General features: G+C 62.9%; 23 protein-coding genes and 1 tRNA gene. 16 read left to right on the forward strand and 8 right to left on the reverse strand.

Features of this window, described 5'->3' with window-relative positions; all coding sequences use genetic code 11:
• Positions 1-11: 11 nt before the first annotated feature.
• The 3 genes from trmB to thiS form a co-directional block, all read right to left on the reverse strand.
• Complete coding sequence (gene trmB, locus AC5P98_RS09980) at positions 12-746, reverse strand: tRNA (guanosine(46)-N7)-methyltransferase TrmB (protein ID WP_032957196.1); 735 nt, start codon at positions 744-746, stop codon at positions 12-14.
• On the reverse strand, positions 746-1540 hold the full coding sequence (locus tag AC5P98_RS09985) for a thiazole synthase (RefSeq protein WP_005418798.1): 795 nt from the start codon (positions 1538-1540) through the stop codon (positions 746-748). Before AC5P98_RS09985 ends, trmB begins: the two co-directional genes overlap by 1 nt.
• Before the next feature lie 118 nt (positions 1541-1658).
• On the reverse strand, positions 1659-1859 hold the full coding sequence (gene thiS / locus AC5P98_RS09990) for a sulfur carrier protein ThiS (RefSeq protein ID WP_032957227.1): 201 nt from the start codon (positions 1857-1859) through the stop codon (positions 1659-1661).
• Positions 1860-2066: 207 nt separating this feature from the next.
• Here thiS and AC5P98_RS09995 point away from each other — a divergent pair, with 207 nt between their 5' ends.
• From AC5P98_RS09995 to AC5P98_RS10045, 11 genes are all read left to right on the forward strand, one after another.
• Complete coding sequence (locus AC5P98_RS09995; RefSeq protein ID WP_046432240.1) at positions 2067-3920, forward strand: autotransporter domain-containing esterase; 1854 nt, start codon at positions 2067-2069, stop codon at positions 3918-3920.
• 989 nt (positions 3921-4909) lie between these two features.
• Positions 4910-4983 (forward strand) — tRNA-Gly (locus AC5P98_RS10000).
• 15 nt (positions 4984-4998) lie between these two features.
• Positions 4999-6651 (forward strand): group II intron reverse transcriptase/maturase, encoded by a 1653-nt coding sequence (gene ltrA, locus AC5P98_RS10005; RefSeq protein WP_164106453.1) that lies wholly within the window; start codon positions 4999-5001, stop codon positions 6649-6651.
• A 239-nt stretch (positions 6652-6890) separates the two neighbouring features.
• Entirely contained in the window at positions 6891-7109 is a 219-nt protein-coding gene (locus AC5P98_RS10010; protein ID WP_049405652.1) for a hypothetical protein, read from the forward strand.
• A 177-nt stretch (positions 7110-7286) separates the two neighbouring features.
• Positions 7287-8165, forward strand: coding sequence for a 30S ribosomal protein S6--L-glutamate ligase (gene rimK, locus AC5P98_RS10015; protein ID WP_005418651.1), 879 nt, complete (start codon positions 7287-7289; stop codon positions 8163-8165).
• Between the two features lie 258 nt (positions 8166-8423).
• Entirely contained in the window at positions 8424-8903 is a 480-nt protein-coding gene (locus tag AC5P98_RS10020; protein ID WP_032957208.1) for a hypothetical protein, read from the forward strand.
• 95 nt (positions 8904-8998) lie between these two features.
• Positions 8999-9469: a hypothetical protein gene (locus AC5P98_RS10025; protein ID WP_014648207.1), complete on the forward strand. Its 471-nt coding sequence runs from the start codon at positions 8999-9001 to the stop codon at positions 9467-9469.
• A 115-nt stretch (positions 9470-9584) separates the two neighbouring features.
• Positions 9585-10046 (forward strand): hypothetical protein, encoded by a 462-nt coding sequence (locus AC5P98_RS10030; protein ID WP_014648206.1) that lies wholly within the window; start codon positions 9585-9587, stop codon positions 10044-10046.
• Positions 10047-10208: 162 nt separating this feature from the next.
• Positions 10209-10886: a response regulator transcription factor gene (locus tag AC5P98_RS10035; protein WP_005410804.1), complete on the forward strand. Its 678-nt coding sequence runs from the start codon at positions 10209-10211 to the stop codon at positions 10884-10886.
• The gene (locus AC5P98_RS10040; protein ID WP_032957212.1) at positions 10849-12219 is read left to right on the forward strand and encodes a sensor histidine kinase; all 1371 of its coding nucleotides are present in this window, start codon (positions 10849-10851) and stop codon (positions 12217-12219) included. The genes AC5P98_RS10035 and AC5P98_RS10040 overlap by 38 nt, the downstream gene beginning before the upstream one ends.
• A gap of 556 nt (positions 12220-12775) precedes the next feature.
• On the forward strand, positions 12776-13162 hold the full coding sequence (locus AC5P98_RS10045; protein WP_032957214.1) for a hypothetical protein: 387 nt from the start codon (positions 12776-12778) through the stop codon (positions 13160-13162).
• Between the two features lie 173 nt (positions 13163-13335).
• On the opposite strand, the gene coaE is transcribed toward AC5P98_RS10045, so the two are convergent.
• The 3 genes from coaE to AC5P98_RS10060 are packed head-to-tail and all read right to left on the reverse strand — an operon-like array spanning position 13336 to position 16086.
• Entirely contained in the window at positions 13336-13947 is a 612-nt protein-coding gene (coaE, locus tag AC5P98_RS10050; protein ID WP_049405655.1) for a dephospho-CoA kinase, read from the reverse strand.
• 11 nt (positions 13948-13958) lie between these two features.
• On the reverse strand, positions 13959-14822 hold the full coding sequence (locus tag AC5P98_RS10055; protein WP_005418626.1) for a prepilin peptidase: 864 nt from the start codon (positions 14820-14822) through the stop codon (positions 13959-13961).
• 7 nt (positions 14823-14829) lie between these two features.
• Positions 14830-16086 carry a type II secretion system F family protein gene (locus tag AC5P98_RS10060; protein ID WP_032957218.1) on the reverse strand — a complete coding sequence of 419 codons (1257 nt, stop codon included), beginning with the start codon at positions 16084-16086 and terminating at the stop codon, positions 14830-14832.
• A 355-nt stretch (positions 16087-16441) separates the two neighbouring features.
• Here AC5P98_RS10060 and AC5P98_RS10065 point away from each other — a divergent pair, with 355 nt between their 5' ends.
• From AC5P98_RS10065 to AC5P98_RS10075, 3 genes are all read left to right on the forward strand, one after another.
• Positions 16442-16879 carry a pilin gene (locus AC5P98_RS10065; RefSeq protein WP_032957219.1) on the forward strand — a complete coding sequence of 146 codons (438 nt, stop codon included), beginning with the start codon at positions 16442-16444 and terminating at the stop codon, positions 16877-16879.
• 114 nt (positions 16880-16993) lie between these two features.
• Positions 16994-18883: a hypothetical protein gene (locus AC5P98_RS10070; protein WP_141098907.1), complete on the forward strand. Its 1890-nt coding sequence runs from the start codon at positions 16994-16996 to the stop codon at positions 18881-18883.
• Positions 18884-18886: 3 nt separating this feature from the next.
• On the forward strand, positions 18887-19303 hold the full coding sequence (locus AC5P98_RS10075) for a pilin (protein ID WP_032957223.1): 417 nt from the start codon (positions 18887-18889) through the stop codon (positions 19301-19303).
• 33 nt (positions 19304-19336) lie between these two features.
• Here the strand turns inward: AC5P98_RS10075 and AC5P98_RS10080 are convergent, their stop codons facing one another.
• Entirely contained in the window at positions 19337-20428 is a 1092-nt protein-coding gene (locus AC5P98_RS10080) for a glycosyltransferase family 4 protein (protein WP_234413081.1), read from the reverse strand.
• 94 nt (positions 20429-20522) lie between these two features.
• Here AC5P98_RS10080 and AC5P98_RS10085 point away from each other — a divergent pair, with 94 nt between their 5' ends.
• Together AC5P98_RS10085 and AC5P98_RS10090 are read left to right on the forward strand one after the other, a co-directional pair.
• Entirely contained in the window at positions 20523-21410 is an 888-nt protein-coding gene (locus AC5P98_RS10085) for an FkbM family methyltransferase (RefSeq protein ID WP_157806066.1), read from the forward strand.
• On the forward strand, positions 21407-22522 hold the full coding sequence (locus AC5P98_RS10090) for a glycosyltransferase (RefSeq protein ID WP_049405662.1): 1116 nt from the start codon (positions 21407-21409) through the stop codon (positions 22520-22522). Before AC5P98_RS10085 ends, AC5P98_RS10090 begins: the two co-directional genes overlap by 4 nt.
• Here the strand turns inward: AC5P98_RS10090 and AC5P98_RS10095 are convergent.
• Entirely contained in the window at positions 22485-23681 is a 1197-nt protein-coding gene (locus tag AC5P98_RS10095; RefSeq protein ID WP_237760636.1) for a lipopolysaccharide biosynthesis protein, read from the reverse strand. The two genes, AC5P98_RS10090 and AC5P98_RS10095, sit on opposite strands and share 38 nt — an antisense overlap.
• Positions 23682-23699 lie beyond the last annotated feature (18 nt).

The raw sequence follows: 23699 nt of genomic DNA on the forward strand, positions 1-23699 counted from the left end.
TCAGGCGATCGTCAGGTGCGGTCGTACAACAGGTCCCAGACGCCGTGGCCGAGCTTCTGGCCGCGGGTCTCGAAGTGGGTCTGCGGGCGCCAGTCCGGGCGCGGCACGCTGCCACGCGGGCCGGCACGGTTGACCAGGCCGGCGGTGGCATCGAGCACATCCCACATCTGCTCGGCGTAGTCTTCCCAGTCGGTCGCGCAGTGCAGGCGGCCACCCGGGCGCAGCTTGCGCACCAGCAGTTCGGCGAACGCCGGCTGCAGCAGGCGGCGCTTGTTGTGGCGCTTCTTGTGCCACGGGTCCGGGAAGTAGATGCGCACTTCATCGAGCGCGCCGTCGGCGATCTCGTTCTGCAGCACTTCCACCGCATCGTGGTGGTACAGGCGCACGTGGTCGGCATTGTCCTCGGCCAGCGCGTTCAGCAGACGGCCCACGCCCGGGGCGTGCACCTCGATGCCGATGTAGTCGCGCGACGGGTCGTGCTGGGCGGCGAAGCGCAGCGCGGCGCCGTTGCCGAAGCCGATCTCCAGCACCTTGGGTGCCGGGCGGCCGAAGGTGGCGTCCAGGTCACGCAGCTGACCGTTGTAATCGATGCCGAAGCGCGGCCAGCGTTCGTCGAACGCGCGCTGCTGGGCAGGGGTGAAGCGGCCCTGGCGCAACACGAAGCTGCGCACTTCGCGGCGGCCCTCGCTTACGGTGAAGGGCTTGGGCGGAGCCTTGGAACCGGCGCTGTCGAATGGATTGGTCATCAGCCGATCAGCCCATCCACCGGCGAGGAGGCGCTGGCGTAGCGCTTGCGCGGGATGCGTCCGGCCAGAAAGGCCTCGCGGCCGGCCTCGACCGCCTTGCGCATCGCACTGGCCATCAGCACCGGGCTGCGTGCACCGGCAATGGCGGTGTTCATCAGTACGCCGTCGCAGCCCAGCTCCATCGCGATCGCCGCGTCCGACGCGGTACCGACGCCGGCGTCGACGATGATCGGCACCTTGGCGTCTTCGATGATCTGCAGCAGGTTGTACTTGTTCTGGATGCCCAGGCCCGAACCGATCGGCGCGGCCAGCGGCATCACCGCAGCGCAGCCGATCTCTTCCAGGCGCTTGGCCAGGATCGGGTCGTCGGAGGTATAGACCATCACCTCGAAACCGTCCTTGACCAGCTGCTCGGCGGCCTTCAGGGTCTGCATCACGTCCGGGTAAAGGGTCTTCTGGTCACCCAGCACTTCCAGCTTGGTCAGGTTGTGGCCGTCCAGCAGCTCACGGGCCAGCCGGCAGGTACGCACGGCGTCCTCGGCGGTGTAGCAGCCGGCGGTGTTGGGCAGGATGGTGAAGCGCTCCGGCGGCAGCACGTCCAGCAGGTTCGGCTCGCCCGGGTTCTGCCCGATGTTGGTGCGGCGGATGGCCACGGTGACGATCTGGGCGCCAGCGGCCTCGGTGGCCAGGCGGGTTTCTTCCAGGTCCTTGAACTTGCCGGTGCCGGTCAGCAGCCGCGAGCCATAGGTCTTGCCGGCGATCACCAGCGAATCGGGGGAGACATGAACGTTCATGGCGCGATTATCGCTTATCCGCCTGAAGATGGGGTCACGCAGAGGGCGGGGTCGAGCGTGGGGTCAGATCCCTTTGCCATCGGCAAAGGGATCTGACCCCTGAACACCCGCGCAGGCCTCAGCCCCCGCCCAGCGCGTGCACGATCTCCACCACGTCGCCTTCGGCCAGGACGTACTCGCCATGGCGGCTGCGGCTGACGATCTCGCCGTTGACCTCCACCGCCACCCGGCGCTGCAGCAGCTGCTCGGCCTGCAGCAGGTCGTGGAGGGTCGCCGAAGCGGGCAGGGTACGGGGTTCGCCGTTGAGCTGGATGTTCATCGCCGCATTGTCGCCGATGGCCTGCGCGGATCGGAACCCTTGCAAATTTCGTTGATCGCCAGCCCCGGCACAGCGTGGTCCAGCGCCCTCAGGCGACAATCCATGCGGCGGCGCAGCGTGAGCAAAACGCGGCGCAGTGGAACCATTCACCGTGCGCCGGCGTACGTCCGCCGGGTCCTCAACGATATCCCCACAGGAGTTTTTTACATGCTGCTCAGCAAACGCCCGATCCGCTCCCTGATGGCGGCCGCGATCGCGCTGGCCGCGCTTCCGGCCATGGCAGGCGAATCCCCCTATTCCAAGGCCGTGTTCTTCGGTGACAGCCTGACCGACGCTGGCTATTTCCGCCCGCTGCTGCCGGCCGATGTGCGTCCGGTGACCGGCCAGTTCACCACCAACCCGGGTTGGGTGTGGGCGCAGCAGGTCGCCAACTACTACGGCCTCAACGGCACGCCCAACGGCAATGGCCAGAACGGTGACAACTACGCCGTCGGCGGCGCCCGTGTATCGGCCGACGAAGCGGGTGGCCTCGGAGCCATTCCGTCGCTGAAGTCGCAGGCGACCCGTTACCTTGCTGCGAATGGTGGCAAGGCTGACGCCAATGCCCTGTACACCGTCTGGGGCGGTGCCAATGATCTGTTCGCGGCCACGCGCGCAGCGGCCGGTGGTGCCTCGCAGGCCCAGGTGCAGGGCATCATCGGCGCCGCGGTCACCGACCAGATCGCGCTGGTGGGCGCCCTGAAGCAGGCCGGTGCCCAGTACGTGCTCGTGCCGAATCTGCCGGACGTGGGCATCACTCCGCAGTTCCGTGGCCCCAACGCCGCCGCCGCCACTGCACTGTCGGCCGGTTACAACAAGGCCCTGTACGGTGGTCTGAAGCAGGCGGGCATCGAGTTCATTCCGCTCGACACCTTCAGCATCCTGCGTGAAGTGACCGCCAACCCGGGCATGTACGGCTTCACCAACGTCACCAGCACCGCCTGCAAGATCGATCCGGCCAACTCGACGCAGAGCATCCTGACCTGCAACCCGACCAGCTACGTCAGCCCGGATGCGGCCAACACCTACCTGTTCGCCGATGGCGTGCACCCGACCACCGCGGGTCATCAGCTGCTGGGTCAGTACGCGGTCTCGGTGCTGGAAGGCCCGCGCCTGCAGCAGGTGCTGAGCCACTCGGCACAGACCATCGGCCGCTCGCGTGCCGACCAGGTCAGCATGCACCTGGGTGGTCGTCCGGCTGACGGCCTGTCCTGGTGGGGCGGCGTGCGCGGTGACCTGCAGCGCTACGACCACGCCGACCTGTACGACGGCCTGGCCCCGGCCGGCCTGTTCGGTATCGACTGGGCCCGCGACGGCATGGTGTTCGGCGGTTTCGCCGGCTTCGGCCGCCTCAGCGCCGACTTCGGCAACAGCCGTGGCGACTTCACCCAGAAGGACACCACCGCCGGTCTGTTCGCCGGCTGGTATGGCGACCGCATCTGGGTGAACGGCCAGGTCAGCTACACCTGGCTGTCCTATGACGTGAACCGCAAGGTCCAGCTGGGCCCGGCCACCCGTGAGCATGGTGGTTCGCCGGACGGCAGCAACCTGACCGCCGCCCTGAACGCCGGTTACGAGTTCGGCACCGAAGGCGGCTTCCGCCACGGCCCGATCGCCTCGGTGATCTGGCAGAAGGTGAAGATCGACGGTTACACCGAAAGTGCTGCGGCTGGCACCCTGGCCACCGCACTGGGCTATGACCGCCAGAACGTCGATTCGACCGTCGGCCGCCTCGGCTGGCAGGCCCGCTTCGATGGCGGCGCCGTCAAGCCGTACGCGCAGGTGACCTACGATCACGAGTTCGAGGACACCAAGCAGGCCAGCGCCTGGTTGCAGACCCTACCGGAACTGGGCAGCTACCGCGTGCCGGGCCTGAAGTTCGACAAGAACTACGCCACCGTCGTGCTGGGCGCCCGCACCGAGCTGTTTGGCCTGCAGAGCAACTTCGGCCTGAGCGCTTCGACCGGCCAGAAGCGCGCGCAGGACGCTACCCTGTTCGCCAACTTCAGCGGCACGTTCTAAGCAGCACCCGCTGGGGTCGGGGCCCTTTCCGCAAGGAAAGGGCTCTGACCTGTTGCGCCGGGGGTCGGATCCGTTTCCGCCAGGAAACGGCTCTGACCCCATTGCGGCACGCTGCCATTGCGCAACACCGGCCCCACCGCATAGACTTTCACCCGCAATGCGGGCGTAGCTCAATGGTAGAGCTGTAGCTTCCCAAGCGTGCGACACGAGCCGTGCCGCACGTTCAACCGACCAGGCGGTTTCCTGGCCACAGCTGTACAGATCTCGGTCTGACAGCAAAACGTCCCCCAGCAACACGGTGGACGATACGTTGAACGGTAGGAGTACATCCCTACTGGCACGGCGAAGGCTGTGCATGCAATTGTTGGTCGTCCACCCTGCCAAGGGTTGTCGAACCAACCCGGTGTTCAGCCACCGGTAGCCAAGGAGTGGTGCGGGAGAAGTAATTCTCCGGTGCTAAGCTCTCCGTTAATGTAGCCATCCTCACGGATACGATTCTCCCGTGAGGGAGGACTCGTGACCTCGGTAGTCGTAACCGAGTAGGCGCTAGGCTGAGTATCAAGGATCAGTACAAACGAATCGCCATATAAACGTCGTCAAGCTAGACGGGCCAACTGCGACTGGGCCCTACCCAAAACGGGACGAGGTCGGATGTTTCTCTGCTTGGTAGAGACACGCTGACAATTGCACCTCCGGCGAAAAGGCGAGATCCTAGGTACTCTGTTGCATGTACGGAACGTGGTAAGCCCAACTGGTTGTCGCCTCGGCGACTAGGTTCTCCGCAAGGAGAAACGATGACCAAGTGGGTATAGGATGGTGGAGTAAGCGAACGCCTCTCTGTAATCGAGGGGATAGGGGATGAAAAGATCGCCCCAACCCGAAAGGGTGCTGACTTCCACCGGGTGGTCTGTCGCTAGACAGGCTTCGCAAACTCACACCCAACGGGGAACGACTCCCCTTTGGGGCGTCTATCCCCTGACGGGCTCTGGGCGGGTGTAGCTCAATGGTAGAGCTGTTGCTTCCCAAGCAACTGACGAGGGTTCGATTCCCTTCACCCGCTCCACTCCAGGAGGTAGATATGGACGCCATCATCGATGGTGATGTCGCCTCCTCACACCTCAGCAACTGGCACTCCATCAACTGGAAAGCCACAAGCTGCGCTGTGTCGAGGATGCAGGCAAGAATAGCGAAGGCAGCCAAGGATAAGCAGTGGCGTAGGGTCACACGCCTACAGAAACTACTTGTCCGCTCAACTGCAGCCAAAGCAACGGCTGTACGTCGAGTCACGGAGAACCAAGGCCGTCGTACCCCGGGTGTAGACCGTGCAACGTGGTCGACACCTGCGGCAAAGTGGAATGCCATCAACTCCCTGCAACGTAAGGGATACAAGGCAAAACCGCTTCGCCGAATCCACATCCCCAAGGCCCGAGGTGGCACCCGCCCTCTCGGTATACCGACGATGAAAGATCGAGCAATGCAGGCGCTGTATCTGTTTGCGCTCGACCCCGTCGCCGAAGCATATGGGGACATTCACTCATACGGGTTCCGTAATTTCAGGTCGACAGCTGACGCTGCCGCCCACCTGAAGACCTGTCTGAGCACGAAGACCAGCTCACGCTGGGTGATGGAAGGGGATATCAAAGGCTGCTTCGACAACATCAGTCACGACTGGCTGATGAAACACGTACCAATTGACCGGCATGTGCTGTCGCAGTGGCTGAAAGCAGGCTTCATGGAAGACCGTAAGTTGTTTCCGACGGACGCGGGTACACCACAGGGCGGAATCATTTCCCCCGTGCTCGCAAACATTGTCCTTGACGGATTGGGCCGGCTCATCGATGCGCTCCCACGCCGCAACAAGTGCAACTTCGTCCGCTACGCAGACGACTTTGTCATCACAGGAGCCTCTGCGGAGATCCTGGAACGCAAGGTCAAGCCGATCGTCGTCAAGTTCCTCGCAGAAAGAGGGCTCACGCTCTCCGAAAGCAAGACGAAGATCACACACATGGACGAAGGCTTCGACTTCTTGGGATGGAACTTCCGGAAATTTGGAAATCTCCTCCTTAGAAGGCCGTCGAAACAAAACACCAACGCCTTCATGGCTAAGATCCGCAGCCAGCTCCGGCTACTGCGGGGATCCACCCAAGACGACGTACTGCACGTCCTTAACCCGATCATTCGGGGGTGGGGCATGTATCACCAAGTCGTGAACGCTTCAGAACCGTTCGCAAGATTGGATCACCTTATCCACCACGCGGTCTGGTGTTGGGCCAAACGCCGTCACCCCACCAAAGGTCTCCGCTGGATCAAACGTCGGTACTTCCGGCGCGACAAGTCCCGCGACTGGATCTTCGGTGTTGGTAAACACACTCTGATGCGCCTGTCGTCCCTCAAGGTCGGCGAGTACATCAAGGTGCGGTCTGACGTTAGCCCCTACGACCCCAAAGACGAGAGCTACTTTAATCAGCGGTTGCAGTACCGCATGAAGCGCTCGCTGACCGGGAAAAGGAAACTGCTATGGCTTTGGACAAAGCAAGAGGCCAAGTGCGCCTGCTGTGGGCGGAAACTGACCAGCACCAGCTGGCACATCCACCACAAGGTTTTCAGGGTGTACGGGGGGTCTGACCGCCTCTCCAACCTTGTTTTGCTCCACACCACCTGTCACGAGCAGCTTCACGCCCGTGCCAGGCTACGGCTGTCGCCCCCTCCCATAGAAGAAGGGGGTTCGTGACTGCTTGAGCCGTGTGAAGGGTAACTTTCACGCACGGTTCTGAGGGGGGAGGGTGGCCGCGAGGCCACCTTCCCACCCGACTACTGACGTGGGTTCGATTCCCATCGCCCGCTCCAATCGCGCCACGCGCGTAGACAGAAGGCCGCTCATCAGCGGCCTTCTTCATTTCTGATTAGTTTCATATCCACGGCCATGCCCGCCCGGTTAGCGTTGCCGCATTTCCTACACGGAAGCAGCGCATGGAAACGAAGGACGACGTCGTCGGCAGCCTTCATGAGATCTACAGGAACTCCGGTGCCGGCACCTCCCGCCAGCTGGAGGCAGTGCGCGCACTGGGTCGCGCCGGTGGGCCGAAGGCCGCGCAGCTTCTGTGGCAGATCTATGAGGGGACCTCGGCCGGATCGGTCACGCAGATGGCCTGCATCGCAGCGCTGGGTGAATCCGCGCGCGGGTTCTGAAGCGGAACCAGCCCGCATGGTGATGCGGGCCTGTGGTGTATCCGGCGACGGTTACTCTTTCGCCGGAATCGTCGCCGCAGGAGCCGGCCACTACCGGCGCAGGCGGCACGGGCCAGGCATCATCCACCCGCCACACGCCCGCGCTATGCTTCGCGCCTGCCGACCGATCCCACCGCGATGAAGCTCGCCATCCTGTCCCGCAACAGCTCCCTGTATTCCACCCGTCGGCTGGTCGAGGCGGCGCGCGCGCGCGGCCACACCGTGCGCATCCTGGACCCGTTGCGCTGCTACATGCGCATCGCCGCCGATGGCTTTTCCATGCACTACAAGGGCCGGCCAATGACCGGCGTGGACATGGTCATTCCGCGCATCGGTGCCTCGATCACCCGCTACGGCACCGCGGTGCTGCGCCAGTTCGAGCTGATGGGCGCGCGCACGCCCAATCCGTCCGACGCCATCCTGCGTTCGCGCGACAAGCTGCGCGCGCACCAGCTGCTGGCGGCCAAGGGCATCGACATGCCGGTCACCGTGTTCGGCGACAACCCCGACGACACCGTCGACCTGCTGTCCATGCTGGGCCCGCCGCCGCACGTGGTGAAGCTCAATGAAGGCACCCAGGGGCGCGGCGTGATCCTGACCGAGAAGGCCAGTGCCTCGCGCGGCATCGTCGAAGCGCTGCGCGGCCTGTACGCCAACTTCCTGATGCAGGAATTCATCGGCGAGGCCAAGGGGGCCGACCTGCGCTGCTTCGTGGTGGGCGACCAGGTGGTGGCGTCGATGCAGCGGCAGGCACCGGAGGGCGACTTCCGCTCCAACCTGCACGCCGGGGGTACCGCCGTGGCGGCCAAGGCCAGCCGTGCCGAGCAGCAGGTGGCGGTGCGTTCGGCCAAGGCGCTGGGCCTGTCGGTCTGCGGCGTGGACCTGATCCGTTCCGCGCGCGGCCCGCTGGTGCTAGAGGTCAACTCCACGCCCGGGCTGGAAGGCATCGAAGCGGCCTGCGGGGTCGACGTGGCGACACGCATCATCGAGCACGTAGAGAAGATCAAAAAACCCTGATTATCCATGGGGTTATGATTCTCACCGGCAAATGATCCGGGCCTTTAACGAGGCTTTAATCGGATCGGGCGTAGGCTTCAGCGAACCGCAGCTCTGCCTCTCAGCAGGATCGGTATCGGGATACGACTTCAGGCCCAGGCGGGTGCACCGTCTGGGCCTTTTTTATGCCTGTCGGCCCCATGCCCAAGGTCTCTTGTGGAGGCCGCGTGACGGTCGTAGAGTTGGCCCTTCGTTCCGGGATGGATCGGGAGGTTGGCGATGTACCGCATCATGATGATCGCGTTGCTGCTGGGCCTGTCTGGCGCTGTTGCCGCCAAGCCGGAGAAAGTGGCTGTACAGATGGACCGGCAGGGCTCGGTCGCCGAGCAGATGCGTCAGGTGGAAACCGCCCTGGCCGCCCCCGACTATGCCGAACTGTCCGCCGAGGATCGCGGCCAGGTGCAGCAGTCGCTGTCGCGTATCCGCCAGCACATGGGCGAACGCCAGACCGTGCAGGAGCTGCCGCCGCAGCTGCAGGCCGAGGTCTTCAACGAGCAGGAACGCATCAACACCCTGTTGGCGCGTGGCCATGAAGACAGCCGGCAGATCTGCAGGTACGAACGCACCACCGGCAGCAACATGCCCAAGAGCCGCTGCCTGACCGTGGCCGAACGGCGCCGGATCGAAGAGAAAGGCAAGGCGCTGATCAACGACCAGCGCAGCTACAACACGCTCAGCCCACCGCCCGCCGGGCGTTGACCGCACCGCCCTTCGGCCCATCGAGCGTGCTGTGACGGCGCATCGGTGGCACCGCAGGATCGATGTTCCACTCATGGAAGAACCTGGAGGTAACGATGCAGCGCATGACCCCCTTCGCCCTGATGTTGGGCCTGGCCCTGGCCACCACCGCCCACGCCAAGCCCGAGAAAGGGCAGGTGAAGTTCGACGCCAACGCACCGGTGGCCGAACAGATCCGCAACGTTGAGACGGCGATCAACAGCGAGGACTACAGCGAGATCGGGCTGGAAGACAAAAGCCGCGTGCAGCAGGCGCTGGGCCGCATCAAGATCAAGATGGGCGACCACGAACGCGTGGAGCAGGTCAGTCCGCAGGACCGCACCGAGATCTTCAACGACCAGGAAGTGATCAACACGATCATGACCCGCGCCCACGCCGACAGCCGCATGGTCTGCCGTCGTGAACGCACCACCGGCAGCAACATGCCGCAGAGTGTCTGCCTGACCGTGGCCCAGCGCCGCAAGGCGCAGGAAGACAGCCGCAAGGCGCTCAACGACAACCAGCGCTTCAACAACTACAAGCCCTGATCGCTGCCGGACCGATCGCATGCCGCCATCGGTCACCCTGCCGTGCGTCCCTTGTGGGCGCATCGGCGGAATCGTACAGTCGAGACCCTATTCATGGACGAACATGGAGCTCGTCATGTACCGCAATACGACACTTGCCCTGATGCTGTCGCTCGGCCTGGTAGCCACCGTGCAGGCCAAGGCGCAGAAGGACACCGTGCAGATGGATGCCTTCACCCCGGTGTCCGAGCAGATCCGCCGCGTTGAAACGGCCATGGGCAGCGAGGACTACAGCGAGATCGGGCTGGAGGACAAGAGTCGCGTGCAGCAGGCACTGAACCGGATCCGGATCAAGATGAATGGCCGGGAGAAGGTGGATGAGTTGGCCCCGCAGGAGCGCAACGACCTGTTCAACGAGCAGGAGATCGTCAACACCATCATGACCCGCGCCCAGGCCGACAGCCGCATGATCTGCCGCCGCGAGCGCCTTACCGGCAGCAACATGCCGACCAGCGTCTGCCTGACCGTGGCCCAGCGTCGCAAGGCCCAGGAAGACAGCCGCCGGGCGCTGACCGACCAGCAGCGCATCAGCCGCTGACCGCTCGCCGAGGGGGCTTTTGCCGGTGTCGGCCCTTCGGTACGAAATGTTAAGAATGGAACCTGTATCGTTCAGCAGGTAGACGTCGCGTCCACCCACGCAGGGGCATCCTGAGCGGGTGGGCCTGGCCCCCCGACGACCCTTCAAGAACCAGAGGTCCCAGTGCGCATTCTCGTAATCGAAGACAACAGCGACATCGCCGCCAACCTTGGCGACTACCTTGAGGATCGTGGCCACACCGTGGACTTCGCCGCCGACGGCGTGACCGGCCTGCACCTGGCCGTGGTCCACGAGTTCGACGCCATCGTTCTGGACCTGAACCTGCCGGGCATGGATGGCATCGAAGTGTGCCGCAAGCTGCGCAACGAAGCGCGCAAGCAGACCCCGGTGCTGATGCTGACCGCCCGCGACTCGCTGGACAACAAGCTGGCCGGTTTCGATTCCGGCGCCGATGACTACCTGATCAAGCCGTTCGCGCTGCAGGAAGTGGAAGTGCGCTTGAACGCGCTGTCGCGCCGCGGCAAGGGCGTGCAGACCCGCGTGCTGGAAACCGGCGACCTGGAATACAACCTGGATACGCTGGAAGTGCGCCGCCAGGGCAAGCTGCTGCAACTCAACCCGACCGCGCTGAAGATCCTGCAGGCCCTGATGGAGGCCGCGCCGGCCGTGGTCACCCGCCAGGAGCTGGAAACCCGCGTGTGGGGCGAGGAGCTGCCCGACTCGGATTCGCTCCGTGTCCACATCCACGGCCTGCGTGCGGTGGTCGACAAGCCGTTTGAAGTGCCGCTGATCCAGACCCGCCATGGCATCGGATACCGCATCGCCACCCCGGAAGCCTGATTCCGTGGCAACCAAGGGGGAGCGCCGGCGTTCGCCGTATCGCCGGCGCCTGCGCAGCCGCATCATCGTCTCGTTCGTGTTGTTGGGCTTCTGCCTGACGACACTGTTCGCGTTTGCCACCAACTGGGCCCGCATGCGCGTGGAAAACCAGCTGGTGGAAGACGTGATGAACCGCAACATCAACGAGTACGTGCGGCGGTTCTACGAGAGCCCGGATCGCAACCCCGACCTGCCCGTGCAGCAGATGCGTGCGCGCCTGATCAAGCCTGACAAGTTTGACGCGCTGCGCGAGGAAGAGCCGGACTGGTATGAGTTCAAGGATGGCCTGTACAACATGGGCGGCGTGGACGAGCGCGGCCAGCGCTATTCCTACAAGCTGGCCGTGCGCAAGACGCCCGACGCCTGGGCGTTCCTGGCCTATGACATGACCGACAGCGTGCGCGGTGGGCAGCAGCTCAACCGCGCGCTGGTGCTGTCGGTGCTGGTGTTCAGCCTGTTGTCGCTGGTGCTGGGCTGGTGGTCGGCATCGAAGGTGATGAAGCCGGTCTCGGACCTGGCCGCGCGGCTGCGTGCCTATCGCGGCGGCACCAGTGATCCCGAGCCGCTGGCGCCGCGGTTCCCCGACGACGAAGTGGGGCAGCTGGCGCAGGCGCTGGATGATTATTCGTCGCGACTGACCGAAGTGGTGCAGCGCGACCGCGAGTTCAATGCCGACGTCAGCCACGAACTGCGCACGCCGCTGGCGGTGATCCGTGGCGCCACCGAACTGCTGCTGACCCGGCCCGGCCTGGATGAGAAGGTGTTGCAGCGCCTGCAGCGCATCCAGCGTGCCGAACAGCAGTGCAGCGACCTGATCGGCGCACTGCTGCTGCTGTCGCGCAACGAACGCGGGCAGGGCACCAGCAACGTCGCGCGCGTGGCCGAACAGCTGCTGGACGCCCACCGCGCCCAGCTGGGTGGCAAGCCGCTGGAGCTGGCGCTGGAAGGCGAGCGCAACTTGGTGATCGATGCGCCGGAGGCGGCCTTGTCGGTGGCGCTGGGCAACCTGATCGGCAACGCGGTGAAGTACTCGCAGGATGGCGAAGTGCGCGTCTTTGTCGGCAGCAATTCAGTGTCGGTGACTGACAGCGGCCCTGGCCTGAGCGAAGAAGACGCCGCCAAGCTGTTCCAGCGCGGCTATCGCGGCACCCATGCCGGCCATTCGCAGGGCGGTGGCATCGGCCTGTCGATCGTCAGCCGCCTGTGCGATCTGTACGGCTGGCAGGTCAGCGTGCGCCCCGGTGGCGAGCGCGGCGTGATCGCCACGCTGACGTTCTCGCCGAAGCCGTTGTAAGGGCCGACTGCCGACCTCCATCGGCATCTGGATCTGCTCTGGTCGCTGCCGACCTCGGTCGGCAATGGCTCTGCTTTGGTAGGTGCCGACCTTGGTCGGCACGAATCCCGCCGGCACCGTATAGCGCCCTGTGTCGCTAGTGCCATCGAATTAACCTCGCAGTCGTGATGCGCAAGAAGCCCAATACGACATCACCGTGATCGCCGCCACGCCGCGTGCGTGTCCGCGTGCACGCATTCGTGCCCTCAGCGGCGGCTTGAGAATTTCCTTACAGATCACAGCGCTGCGTGATGGCCAGATGGGTCGGCCGGGGCAGGTGCCTTGGCCGGGATTGGCGTCCTGAAAAAAACCTTCAACTCAAGCGCTCCGGGTGGGCTGCGGCTCATCATGGAAAATGCATCGCCTGCCTCGTTTCGGCGGATGGTGCGTGGGGATTCATCAGAATCCGCTGGAGTCTTTTTCCTCGCGCTTGAGTTGTTGGGTCTCCGGTACGCCAACCCGCACCGTCCGCCACCTCGCATCCGCAGGTGGCTCGTCGTCTGCGAGGAGATTCACCATGTCCGCACGCCCCGTGTTCCCTCAACTGCACGCCCTGATCGGCGAAGCCGCCGACCTGCTGCCGGCCGACGTCGCCGCGCGCATCGAAACCCTGCTCGATGATCCCAAGGATCTGCTGCCCGCGCTGCTGGCCCGCATGGACGGTCGCGATGCAGCCGACGGTCGCCGACTGGAAGCGCAGGGCCTCAGCCCGGCCCAAGCGGCCACCATGGCCGGTCTCAGCCGCACCCTGGCCGGCTTGAATGCACTCATGCAGGTGCTGCACGCCGCCGAAGCCGCCCGCGAACAGGGCGGTGCCCACCAGCAGCTCAGCCCGGATGTCGTCGACGGCCTGCTGCTCGGCGCCCGCGAACTGGCCCGCTACGCCCGCCTGCAGCTGGAGTAGATCCACGCCATGCGTGGATGCAGAACGCTTTGTAGAGCCGAGCCCATGCTCGGCTTGATGATCGCAGCCGAGCACGGGCTCGGCTCTACAGCAGTTCCACGCTGGCGCGGGGTAGATCACCGCCATGCATGGATTCGCTTCGGTAGTGCCGGCCGTTGGCCGGCAGCCAGGCCTCAGCCCCCAGCCAACCCCAGATACCGCGCATGCAGCGCTTCCACCTGCGCCTGCAGGTCTTCCGGGTGGCCATCGTTGACCACTACATCATCGGCCAGTGCCAACCGCTGCGCGCGGCTGGCCTGGGCGGCGATCATCTTGTCGGCCAGCGCGGCGTCGATGCCGTCGCGCTGCATCAGCCGGGCGTGCTGCACGGCTTCGGGCGCATCCACCAGCAATACCCGGTCCAACCACGGGTAGGCCTGCCGCCCACCGACCTCGGTCAGCAGCGGAATGGCGGCAATCGCATAGGGGCTGGCGGCCTGCGCGCATTGCTGTTGCATCAGCAGGCGGATGGCCGGGTGGGTGATCGCTTCCAGCGCCGCCCGTTCGGTCGGGTCGGCGAACACGTGGGCCCGCAGGCGTGCCCGGTCCAAGCTACCGTCCGCCTGCAGCATGCCGGCGCCGAAGCGCTCGGCGATACGGTCCAGGGCCGGGCTGCCGGCGGCAACCACCGCGCGGGCGGCCAGGTCGGCGTCGGCCACCACGATGCCCAGCGCCTCGAAGCGCCGGGTCGCCTCGCTCTTGCCGGCGGCAATGCCGCCGGTCAGGCCAACCACATAGCGGCTCATGGGGATTCCCCTCAGCGCAGTCCGCTCAACACCAGGTACTGCTCCACCACGGGCGCGCCCCACATGAAGTACAGCCAGCCCGCGATGGCCAGGTAGGGGCCGAACGGGATCGGCGTGGCGCGGTCACGGCCCCGGGTGTACAGCCAGATCGAGCCGATGATGGCGCCCAGCACCGACGACAGCAGGATGATGGGCAGGATGCCCTTCAACCCGCACCAGGCGCCGAGCGCGGCCAGCAGCTTGAAATCGCCGTGGCCCATGCCTTCCTTGCCGGTCAGCTGCTTGAACAGCCACCAGACCATCCATAGCGACAGATAGCCCACCGCCGCGCCGACCAAGGCAGGCTTGGCCGGCATGTACAGGTTGTCGATGTTGCCTATCAGGCCCAGCCACATCAGTGGCAGGGTCAACTGGTCAGGCAGCAGCTGGGTGCGCAGGTCGATGCCGGACAAGGCGATCAGGAAGCAGGTCAGCACGATGGCGCCGAAGCCCTGCCAGCCGAAGCCGAACTGCCAGACGCAGGCCAGCACCAGCACCGAGGTCAGGGCCTCGACCAGCGGGTACTGCAGCGAGATCGGCGCCTTGCAGTGGCGGCACTTGCCGCCCTGGATGATCCAGCTGAACAGCGGGATGTTCTCGTACCAGCTCAGCTTGTGCTTGCAGTGCGGGCAGTGCGAGGGCTCGACCACGATCCCCGGTGGTGGGGGCTCGTAGAAGTCCGGTTCTTCCAGGACCTCGCGCGCATCGCGCTTCCACTGCCACTCCAGCCGCTTGGGCAGGCGCAGGATGACGACGTTGAGGAAACTGCCCAGCAGCAGCCCCAGGGCGGCCGCGGCGGGGTAGCCGAGGCCGGGATGCTGGTCGAGAAATGCCATGTATGCGTCAGACCACCGATGCCAATTTGAAGATGGGGAGGTACATGCCAATGACCAGGCCGCCGACGATGATACCAATGAACACCATGATCATCGGCTCGAGCAGGCTGCTCAAGGCATCAACGGCATTGTTGACCTCCTGCTCATAGTACTCGGCCACCTTGAACAGCATGGCGTCCAGGGCGCCCGCCTCTTCACCGATACCCGTCATCTGGATGACCATGTGTGGGAACAGGGCGGTCTGCTTCATGGCCATGTTGACCGGGTAACCGACCGAGACGTCATCGCGCATGCGCAATACGGCATGCTCGTAAACCGTATTGCCGGTAGCGCCTGCAACAATGCCCAAGGCTTCTACCAGCGGTACGCCAGCCTTGAAAGTCACAGCGGTCGTGCGGGCAAAGCGGGCAATCGAGCTGTTATGCATGATCTGGCCAATGACTGGCACTTTCAGGATCAAGCGATCCATCCCGTGCTGCATCTTCGGCGAGCGTTTGTAGGCCATGGTGAAACCTACGATGCTGCCGATGACGATGATCGCGATCAGCCACCACCAAGAGACCATGAACCGGGATGCGGCTACGATCATCTGAGTAAATGCTGGCAGATCAGCGCCAAATCCCCTGAAGACGTCCTCAAATTGCGGAACCACCCAGATCAGCAGGATCGAGCTGACCAAGAGCGCTACCGCAATGACCATTGCAGGGTAAAACAGAGCCTTTTTTATCTTGCCCTTCAGGGCTTCGATGTTCTCTTTGTAGTTGGCCACGGTATCAAGCACCGTCTCCAATACACCGGCGCCTTCACCTGCACGCACCAGGTTGCGATAGAGCTCGTCGAACTGCACCGGATACTTGCTGATTGCCTCATGAAGGGACGATCCGCCCTCGATATCGGTGCGGATGCCGTCCACCATCTTCTTCATGCGCGGGTTCTTGTGCCCGCTGGCGATGATGTCCAGCGCTGAGACGATCGGCACACCGGACTTCATCATCGTCGCCATCTGGCGGCTGAAGAATGCAATGTCCTTCGGCGAAATCTTGCTGCCGGCTGCGCCGAACAGTGGCTTGGGCTTTGGCTTGACCGTGCCCGGGGTGATGCCTTGGCGGCGCAGCTCGGCCCGCAGCAGATTCGCGTTTTTCGCGGCCTGCTCCCCTTTCATCTTCACACCCCGCTTGTCCGTCCCCTCCCAGACAAACGGCTGCAGGTCCGTGGTGCTGCGCGCCACGGGCTCCTTCTTGATCGCACTGCGACTGACAGACATATCGGCTCCCCAAGACCCGCCATCCCCAGGCGGGCGTCTAGCCGTCGATGGTAGCGGGTTCATGCCCGTCTGGGCAGTTGTTGGGGGCACCATCATGCGAATTCGTGCCGGGTGCCGACCAAAGGTGACGCACTGCGTCACATTGCCGCGTCCATCGCAGATTCGCATCCGGGGGGTTCCCATCCGTGAAATAGCTGCCATCATGGGCGCGGGGAAATCCAGGGGGAGGCGTGCCGGGGTTGGCACGCAACCTGCGTTGATCCACCCGCAGGGGGCAGGACCCGCTCAGCTGACCACTGGTCAGACCGATCCTGACTTCTGAAATCAACCACCACTTATCTTGGGGATGTACCAAATGAAGAACCAGAAGGGCTTCACCCTTATCGAACTGATGATCGTTGTTGCGATCATCGCCATCCTGGCTGCCATCGCGCTGCCGGCTTACCAGGACTATGTGGCACGCTCGCAGGTTTCCGAAGCGATGACCCTGAGCTCGGGTGCCAAGACCGCTGTTACCGAGTACTACGCCGACAAGGGCGCCTTCCCGACCACCAATGCAATGGCCGGCCTTGCTGGCGCGTCGTCGATCAACGGCAAGTACGTGGCCAGCGTGACCGTTGGTGCCAACGGCGTGATTACCGCCAAGATGAAGGGCTCGGGCTCGGTGAGCTCCAAGGTCGCCGGTCGCGACTTTGCGCTGGTCCCGGCAGACGCTGGCGGCTCGATCACCTGGGACTGCAAGGGCTCCGCCACGACCATCGACGCCAAGTACCGTCCGTCGTCCTGCCGCTAATCGCGCAGACGGCATAGCGGTATGGGGAAAGGGCCGCTTTGCGGCCCTTTCTTTTTGGGGCAAGGGGAGTTCTATTCGATGCGAAGTGTGCCTGCTCAGCGACTGCTGCCTCTGGTGGGTCTTGTCCTGCTGGCGCTGCTGGGTGTGGGCGTCTACTGGAATGGCTTGAATGGGGGGTTCATCTTTGATGACTTTCCCAATCTGGTGGACGATCCGGATTGGCGCTTGACCTCGATGGACTTTACTTCCATCGCGCAGGTCATGGGCAATGGGGTCACGGGCGACGTGGGCCGTCCATTGGCAATTCTCAGTTTCGGCCTGAATTACTACTTTACTGGCTTGGCGCCTTGGCCGATGAAGGCGACCGGCTTGGCTCTACACCTCCTGAATTCAGTGCTGGTGTTCGCCCTGGCGTCCATGCTGATCAGGCGAGTGCTCAGCATTTCGTGGTCACAGGTGCGCTTGACGGCCTTCATGGTCGCCACCGCGTGGATGGTTCATCCATTGCAGGTGTCTACCGTCCTTTATGTCGTGCAGCGCATGGAAATAGGAGGGGCGACGGGAGTCCTGATCGCGCTTCTCTGCTATCTCAAGGCGCGCGGCAGCGCTCCCTGGTCCCGGGCGTCGTTGCTCTGGTGGTGCTGTGCGGTGTTCGGAGCCGGGATTGGCCTGGGCTTCAAAGAGACCGCGATACTCATTCCAGCTTACACACTCTTGATCGAGGTGTTTCTCCTCAAGTTCCGGAATCCGGATGGAACACGCGCGCGCGCAATTTCCCTCCTATATGCCTTTGGAGCGATAGGGGCGATCTTTCTATATTTCGCAGTGATTCTGCCTGGCGCCCTGGCGCCGGAACGCTACTCGGCACGTGATTTCAGCTTGGCAGGCCGGTTGTACTCGCAACCGGCGATTCTGCTGAACTACCTTCAGCAGATCATGCTTCCCTGGCCCGAGTCGTTGAAGTTCTATTACGACAATGCACAGGTCCCGCCATCCTGGCGTTCAACTACTTTCATAGTCCCGATGCTGGCGCTGGTCGCGCTGTCGACAGCGGCTTGGGGGCTGCGCAAGCGCTGGCCCCTGACGGCACTTGGCATCGGATGGTTCTTTGCCAGCCATTTGCTGACCAGTAACGTTGTGCCGCTGGAGTTGGCATTTGAACATCGGAACTACCTGGCAATCGTGGGTATCGCTCTTGCCCTGGTGCAACCACTGGCCGCGGTGATGCAGAGGTGGACCGTTGAGGCACGCCGTACGGTAGGGGGAGTCCTGCTGCTTTTTGTTGCGGCCATGGGGTGGATCCAGGTGCAGACGTGGGCAGATCCAATGCGCCTTGCTCTCACGTTGTCCAACCGTAATCCTGATTCTTCGCGGGCCGGTTATGAACTTGGACGAGCACTGCTGGCATCGGCCCCCGCCGATCCTGCCTCCCCGGCCTGGGCGCTGGCTGAGAAGGAGTTCACGCATGCGGCCTCATTGCCCGGTAGTTCGCCACTTCCCGAGCAGGCACTGATCATTCTCAAGTCGCATCAAGGGCGGGCGCAGCCCCGGGAGATATGGGGTTCACTTGAGCGGAAGATATCCAGGCGGTCATTGGGACCACAGGAAGTCGGGGCGCTTGAAGCGATCGTCGCATGCCGGGTTGAGGGGGGGTGCAGGCCAGTTGAAGAGCAGGCACTGTTTGCTCTGTTGTCGACCGCAACTGCAGAGAATCCTCGATCGTCGAGGGTCCGGGTAGTGTTCTCCAACTACGCCTTCAACGTGATGAAAGATCCGTCTCTAGCGATGAGGCTCATTCGTGAGGCCGTGCAGATCTCGCCGGAGGACCTGGGATGCCGGCTTTGGTTGCTGAGGATGGGATTGGCATCGAACTTGCTTCAGGTCAGTGAGGCTAGGCAAGGATTGGGGATCCTGCGAGCCGTCAATCATCGCCATGCATATGACCGGGACATTGAGGGCCTGGAGCATTGGCTGGTGGCGAGCCAACAAACAACAGGGGAGTAGTACATGAATCAGCGTGGATTTTCCTTGATCGAACTCATGATCGTGGTCGCTATCATCGCCATCCTGGCGGCAATTGCGCTGCCGGCCTACCAGGACTATGTTGCTCGAGGACAGGTGGCTGAGGGGCTCTCGTTGTCGACCGGGGCCAAGGAGGCAATAGCCACCTACTACTCCGACCATGGGCAGTTTCCTGCCGACAATCGCGCCGCCGGCATGGCTGCTCCAGGGTCGGTCTCCGGAAGATTCGTCCGATCGGTGACCGTTGACGGTACCGGATCGATCTCGGTGGCCTTTGCTTCTTCGGCCAGCGCGAAGGTCGCCGGACAGACACTAGTTCTTACCGCGAGCGATACCAACGGGGCGGTGAACTGGTCTTGTGGAGGGTTGGACGCCCGGTATGTGCCCACATCCTGTCGCTAGACGACAGTCCGGTCCCGGGGCTTGAACGAGAGTTCAGGGGTGATTTGAGCGTGTCGCCTCTAGAAGAAGCGCTTCCATCTGAATGGCTCGCTCTTCCCAGTCGAAGGCCCTCAGGGCGGTATTGGAAAGCGGCATCTGAAGCTGAAGATCGATGGATTCTACGAGATCATTGATGTCGCCGGGGGCGTATACGCGTATTGCGCCCCCGCCGATCCGTCGTGTGTCACCAACGTCTGAGGCGACGATCGGCACACCACAGGCAATCGATTCCGCTAGCTTCAATGGGTAGCAGAAACGCCCAAACCCTGAATTGCGATTGCAGACTACTGATACATCGAGTGAATTGATTAGTAACGGGACCTGCTTCCAGCCGATGACGCCGAAATCGATGATCCTGGGATGTGGGTAGCGGTGAAGGGTGGCATCCCTGGGGCCGGCAATGACGAGGTGGATGTCGGGGTGGCGCTCTGAAAGTGCCTGGAATGCTCGGAATAGATCTTCAATCCCCCTGCTTTGATCGAGGGCGCCGGCACAGCCAATTAGGCGAGCCTTCACGGGAAGACCAAGCATCTCCCTGCTGACACGTTTGTCGATCGGATGAAACAGATCCCGGCGGACTCCGTTGCCAATGACATGTACTGGAACAGGTGTTGAAAGGGTGGATTTCACGTGATCAGCCAGGGCATGTGTTACTGCGCTGATTGCCTTTGAGCCCGCACATGCGCGACGGAACGCGGCGCGCATGCCTGGGATCCGGCTGAGTCCGAAAGATTCGTAATTGTCGTAGAGATCTGCAACGTGAGGAGTATGGATGTGCTTCGCCAAGCTTGCACCGAGCACGGTGCATGGTGCATCAGAGCTTGTCAGGAGGACATCGATAGGGCACTGCTGGTGAAGTCGCCTGATTGCACGTTCTAACTGGATGGTCTCGAGTGAAAGAGCGTTGATGGAACGCCATTGAACCCCTGCCGCAGACAGGAAATTCCCGGAATCTCGATGCCGATAGCTCAGTGCGATTCCGCTGATGGCATGCCCACGGCGCGCAAGTGCTTCCGGGATTTCCCAGAGTCGGCCATAGCGGTCGTCGATGAGGTCGCGTCCGGTGTACTGCCGCTTGCTGAGCATGAGGACATGCATGGACTGACCTGTTTGGAAAATCAGATGGGTAGTGCATCATCATGGGCCAGTTGAAGGTGGGAAGTCACCTGCGGGGGGGGGCATGGGATTTGCAACAGCGCTGAGGCGGGTGGGTAATCAGCTGCGCATCGGGGAGCGGCCGGGCTGGGTGCAGAGCATGCTGCGCCGCCTGTTCCGTCGGGCCCGCGGGCGGCAGACCGTACGCGATTTCGATGGCCGGTTCATCATGACCCTCGATCTTGCCGAGCATATGCAGCGTCGCATGTTCTGGATGGGCTACTACAACCTTCGCCTCGTCTCTCTCCTCGACCGTCTCCTCGAGCGGGGAATGACCGTGATCGATGTGGGTGCCAACATCGGGGAGATTAGCCTGGTCTGCGCGAATCGAGTGGGCAGTGCCGGTCATGTCGTCGCATTGGAGCCGATAGCCGGGATTGCTGACGAATTGCGATTGAATGTGCGGCGCAATGGGCTGCAGGGGATAGTGCAGGTCCATCAGCAGGGCTTGGCGGGAGAGGTTGGCCGGCAGGCGATCTATGCGTCCTACGGACAGCATGATGTGGATGAAGTTAATCTGGGACTGGGGAGCCTGCATGGAACCGAGGGCGTCGACCAGCGCATTGGAATGGTCGACATCACGACGCTGGACGAACTCGTACGGCGTATTGGCCTGTCACGGCTGGACCTATTGAAGGTCGACATTGAAGGCGGTGAGTTGCCCTGTCTGCAGGGGGGGATCGAAACGCTACGACGCTTCCTGCCGATAATTGCGGTGGAAGTGCAGGAGCGCTCCAGCCTGGCCGCTGGATACCATAGTCGGGAGATTCTGGAGCTGCTATCGCCATTGGGCTATCGCTTCTATCGCTTGGAGGCGAGGCGGCGGTTGGTTCGGATCGGTGTTCAGGATCTGTGTGACTATCAGGATGTGATCTGCATTGCAGGGCCGGTCCGGGCCTTGGAGGTTGCATGATCTGGCTGCTGGCCAGCCGCTGGGAAGCCGGCGGATTGGAGCGCGTGCAATTGAACCTCGCGCGTGGCTTCAAGAAGAGAAAATGCTCGGTGAGTATCATCGCCGGGCGTGATCTGAATGGGCCGGGTGACAATGGTGAAGTGACGTTCATCGCTCCGCGCGGTGCCTGGCAGATGCTCCTTGGATTGCCCTTGCGCATCCGACGTGAGCGGCCACGCGTCGTGGTCACTACCTCCAACGACATTGCGGTATGGGTCACCTTCTGGCGCCGCATTCTCTATCCTTCTACGGCAGTCGTTGTGGCTCAGCATCTTTCGCTGTCAGGGCCCAGGCGGGCGGCTCGTGGGTTTGTCAGGCTCAAACTGGAATTGATTCGTTGGGCGATGCGGGGCATGCTGACGCGGTCCCAGGGTCTGGTCGCTGTTTCTGTGGCGTTGGCGGCAGAAATGGCGTCTGAGCTGAAGCTCCCTCGCTCCGGAATACGAGTGATTCACAACCCGTTGGTCAGTACGGAGGGTGTGCAGGCAAGGCACATTTCTCAGGCGTGGCCCTTCCCGCATGACGATGTTCCGGTTTTTATCTATGCGGGGCGCCTTTCACCGGAGAAGCGCCTCGATCTTCTTTGGGAGGCATTTGTGCTGGTGCGAGCCACACATCCGGCACGTTTGCTCATACTGGGACAGGGGCCGGAAGGTGCGCGTGTGGCCCAGTGGATTGAGAGGAGCACATTCCAGAGCGACTGCGCTCTGCTGGGGCGGGTGGAGGATGCGCTGCCCTGGATGGCCCGAAGCACGGCGCTGGTGCTGCCGTCAGACTACGAAGGGTTTGGCAATGTCCTGGTCGAGGCCATGAGCTGCGGCGTTCAGGTGATTGCTACCGACTGCCCACACGGTCCGTCGGAAGTCCTGGGCGGCGGTCGGTTTGGTCAACTGGTGCCTGTGGGAGATGCGCATGCATTGGCCCAGGCCATGAGGAATGTGCTGAATGGAAGGCGGCAGGTGGCTGCTGAAGATCTTCGCGAACGTAGCAAGGCATTCTCCATCGATGCAGCCTGTGAGGCGTATCTGGAGCTCTTCAGCTTGGCAATTGAGCGGCTTCAGGGCCGGGACTGAAAATCACAGTCAACCATGCGGCCATTGCCATCAGTGCTTCGGCGACGATGATCATCCAAACCGCTCCCAACAGTCCGTGTGCAGGAATCCAGGCTGCGGCGATCAAGGTCATTATCACCAGCCCGAGAGTCTCGATGACGAATCGATGCATTTTCTTGCCACGTCCAATCAGCACATTACAGGCGATTTGGCGCAGGCTGTAGCCGATGATGAACAGGCCCATCCATTGCAGGCCGGGAATGGCAGCAGAGAACTCAATACCGAGCACGGAGGGCAAGATGCTGGCGGTACACCACAGCACGAGGCCCCCCAGCGTTCCATACGCCGTCGCGACCAAGATCATTGAAACGATCAGGTGTAGATGCTGGGGGGACACTGGTTGCGCACGGAACAACCGCGGCATCGCTGACATGACCATTGCATCGAGTGGCATCGCAATTACCGCCGCGATGCGATAGCACGCAGCATACAAGCCGGCTAGCTCGCTTCCACCTGCATGCAGGACGAACGATTTATCCAGGGTAGTCACGGCAACGGCAGAACTCCATGCAGCGGCGTGTCCGGTGCCATGCTTCAAATCGCTGCGTCCGATCTGCAGGTGTGCTGGGCCGGGGCGCAGTATTCGCCGGACCAGCATGAGGGCCAGCACCGCGCTGCATGCCGAAGAGGCCAGGTGCAGCAATAGATAGGTCGTCAGGTTGTGGTCGACCGGTAGCAGCCCGAAGATGCAGATGGCTGCAAGCCTCATGCCTGCGTTCAATGCGGGAAGGGCAGCGGCCCAGCCCAAACGATCATTGGCTGAAAATGCGAATGCAGCATTGGTGACGATGGGGAATGCGATGATCTCCGAAAGCGCGACAAGGCCGAGTGCGGGCCACGACATCAAGCCAGCGGTCAGTAGAGAAAAGGCCAAGGAAAGTGGCGCTGCGCTCAGGGCGCAGAGCACAAGGCTCTGCTTCCAATAACGGGGAAACTTCCCGTGGTCCGCAGTGCTGTATTGGTACATCAGCATGCCGCTGCCCAGCCCGACTAGGCCGGCAAGAGCCGAGGCCGTGCCAACCGTGCCGGAGAACAGGCCGTAGTCGGTTGCCCCCAAGACGCGAGCGCCGAGGATGATCCATGCAGCCAAGCACGCCATCCGCATGCCCTGCCAGAACATCACCAGGATCGAGGTCCT

Source organism: Stenotrophomonas sp. YJH_SMC_135 (genome assembly GCF_059372355.1).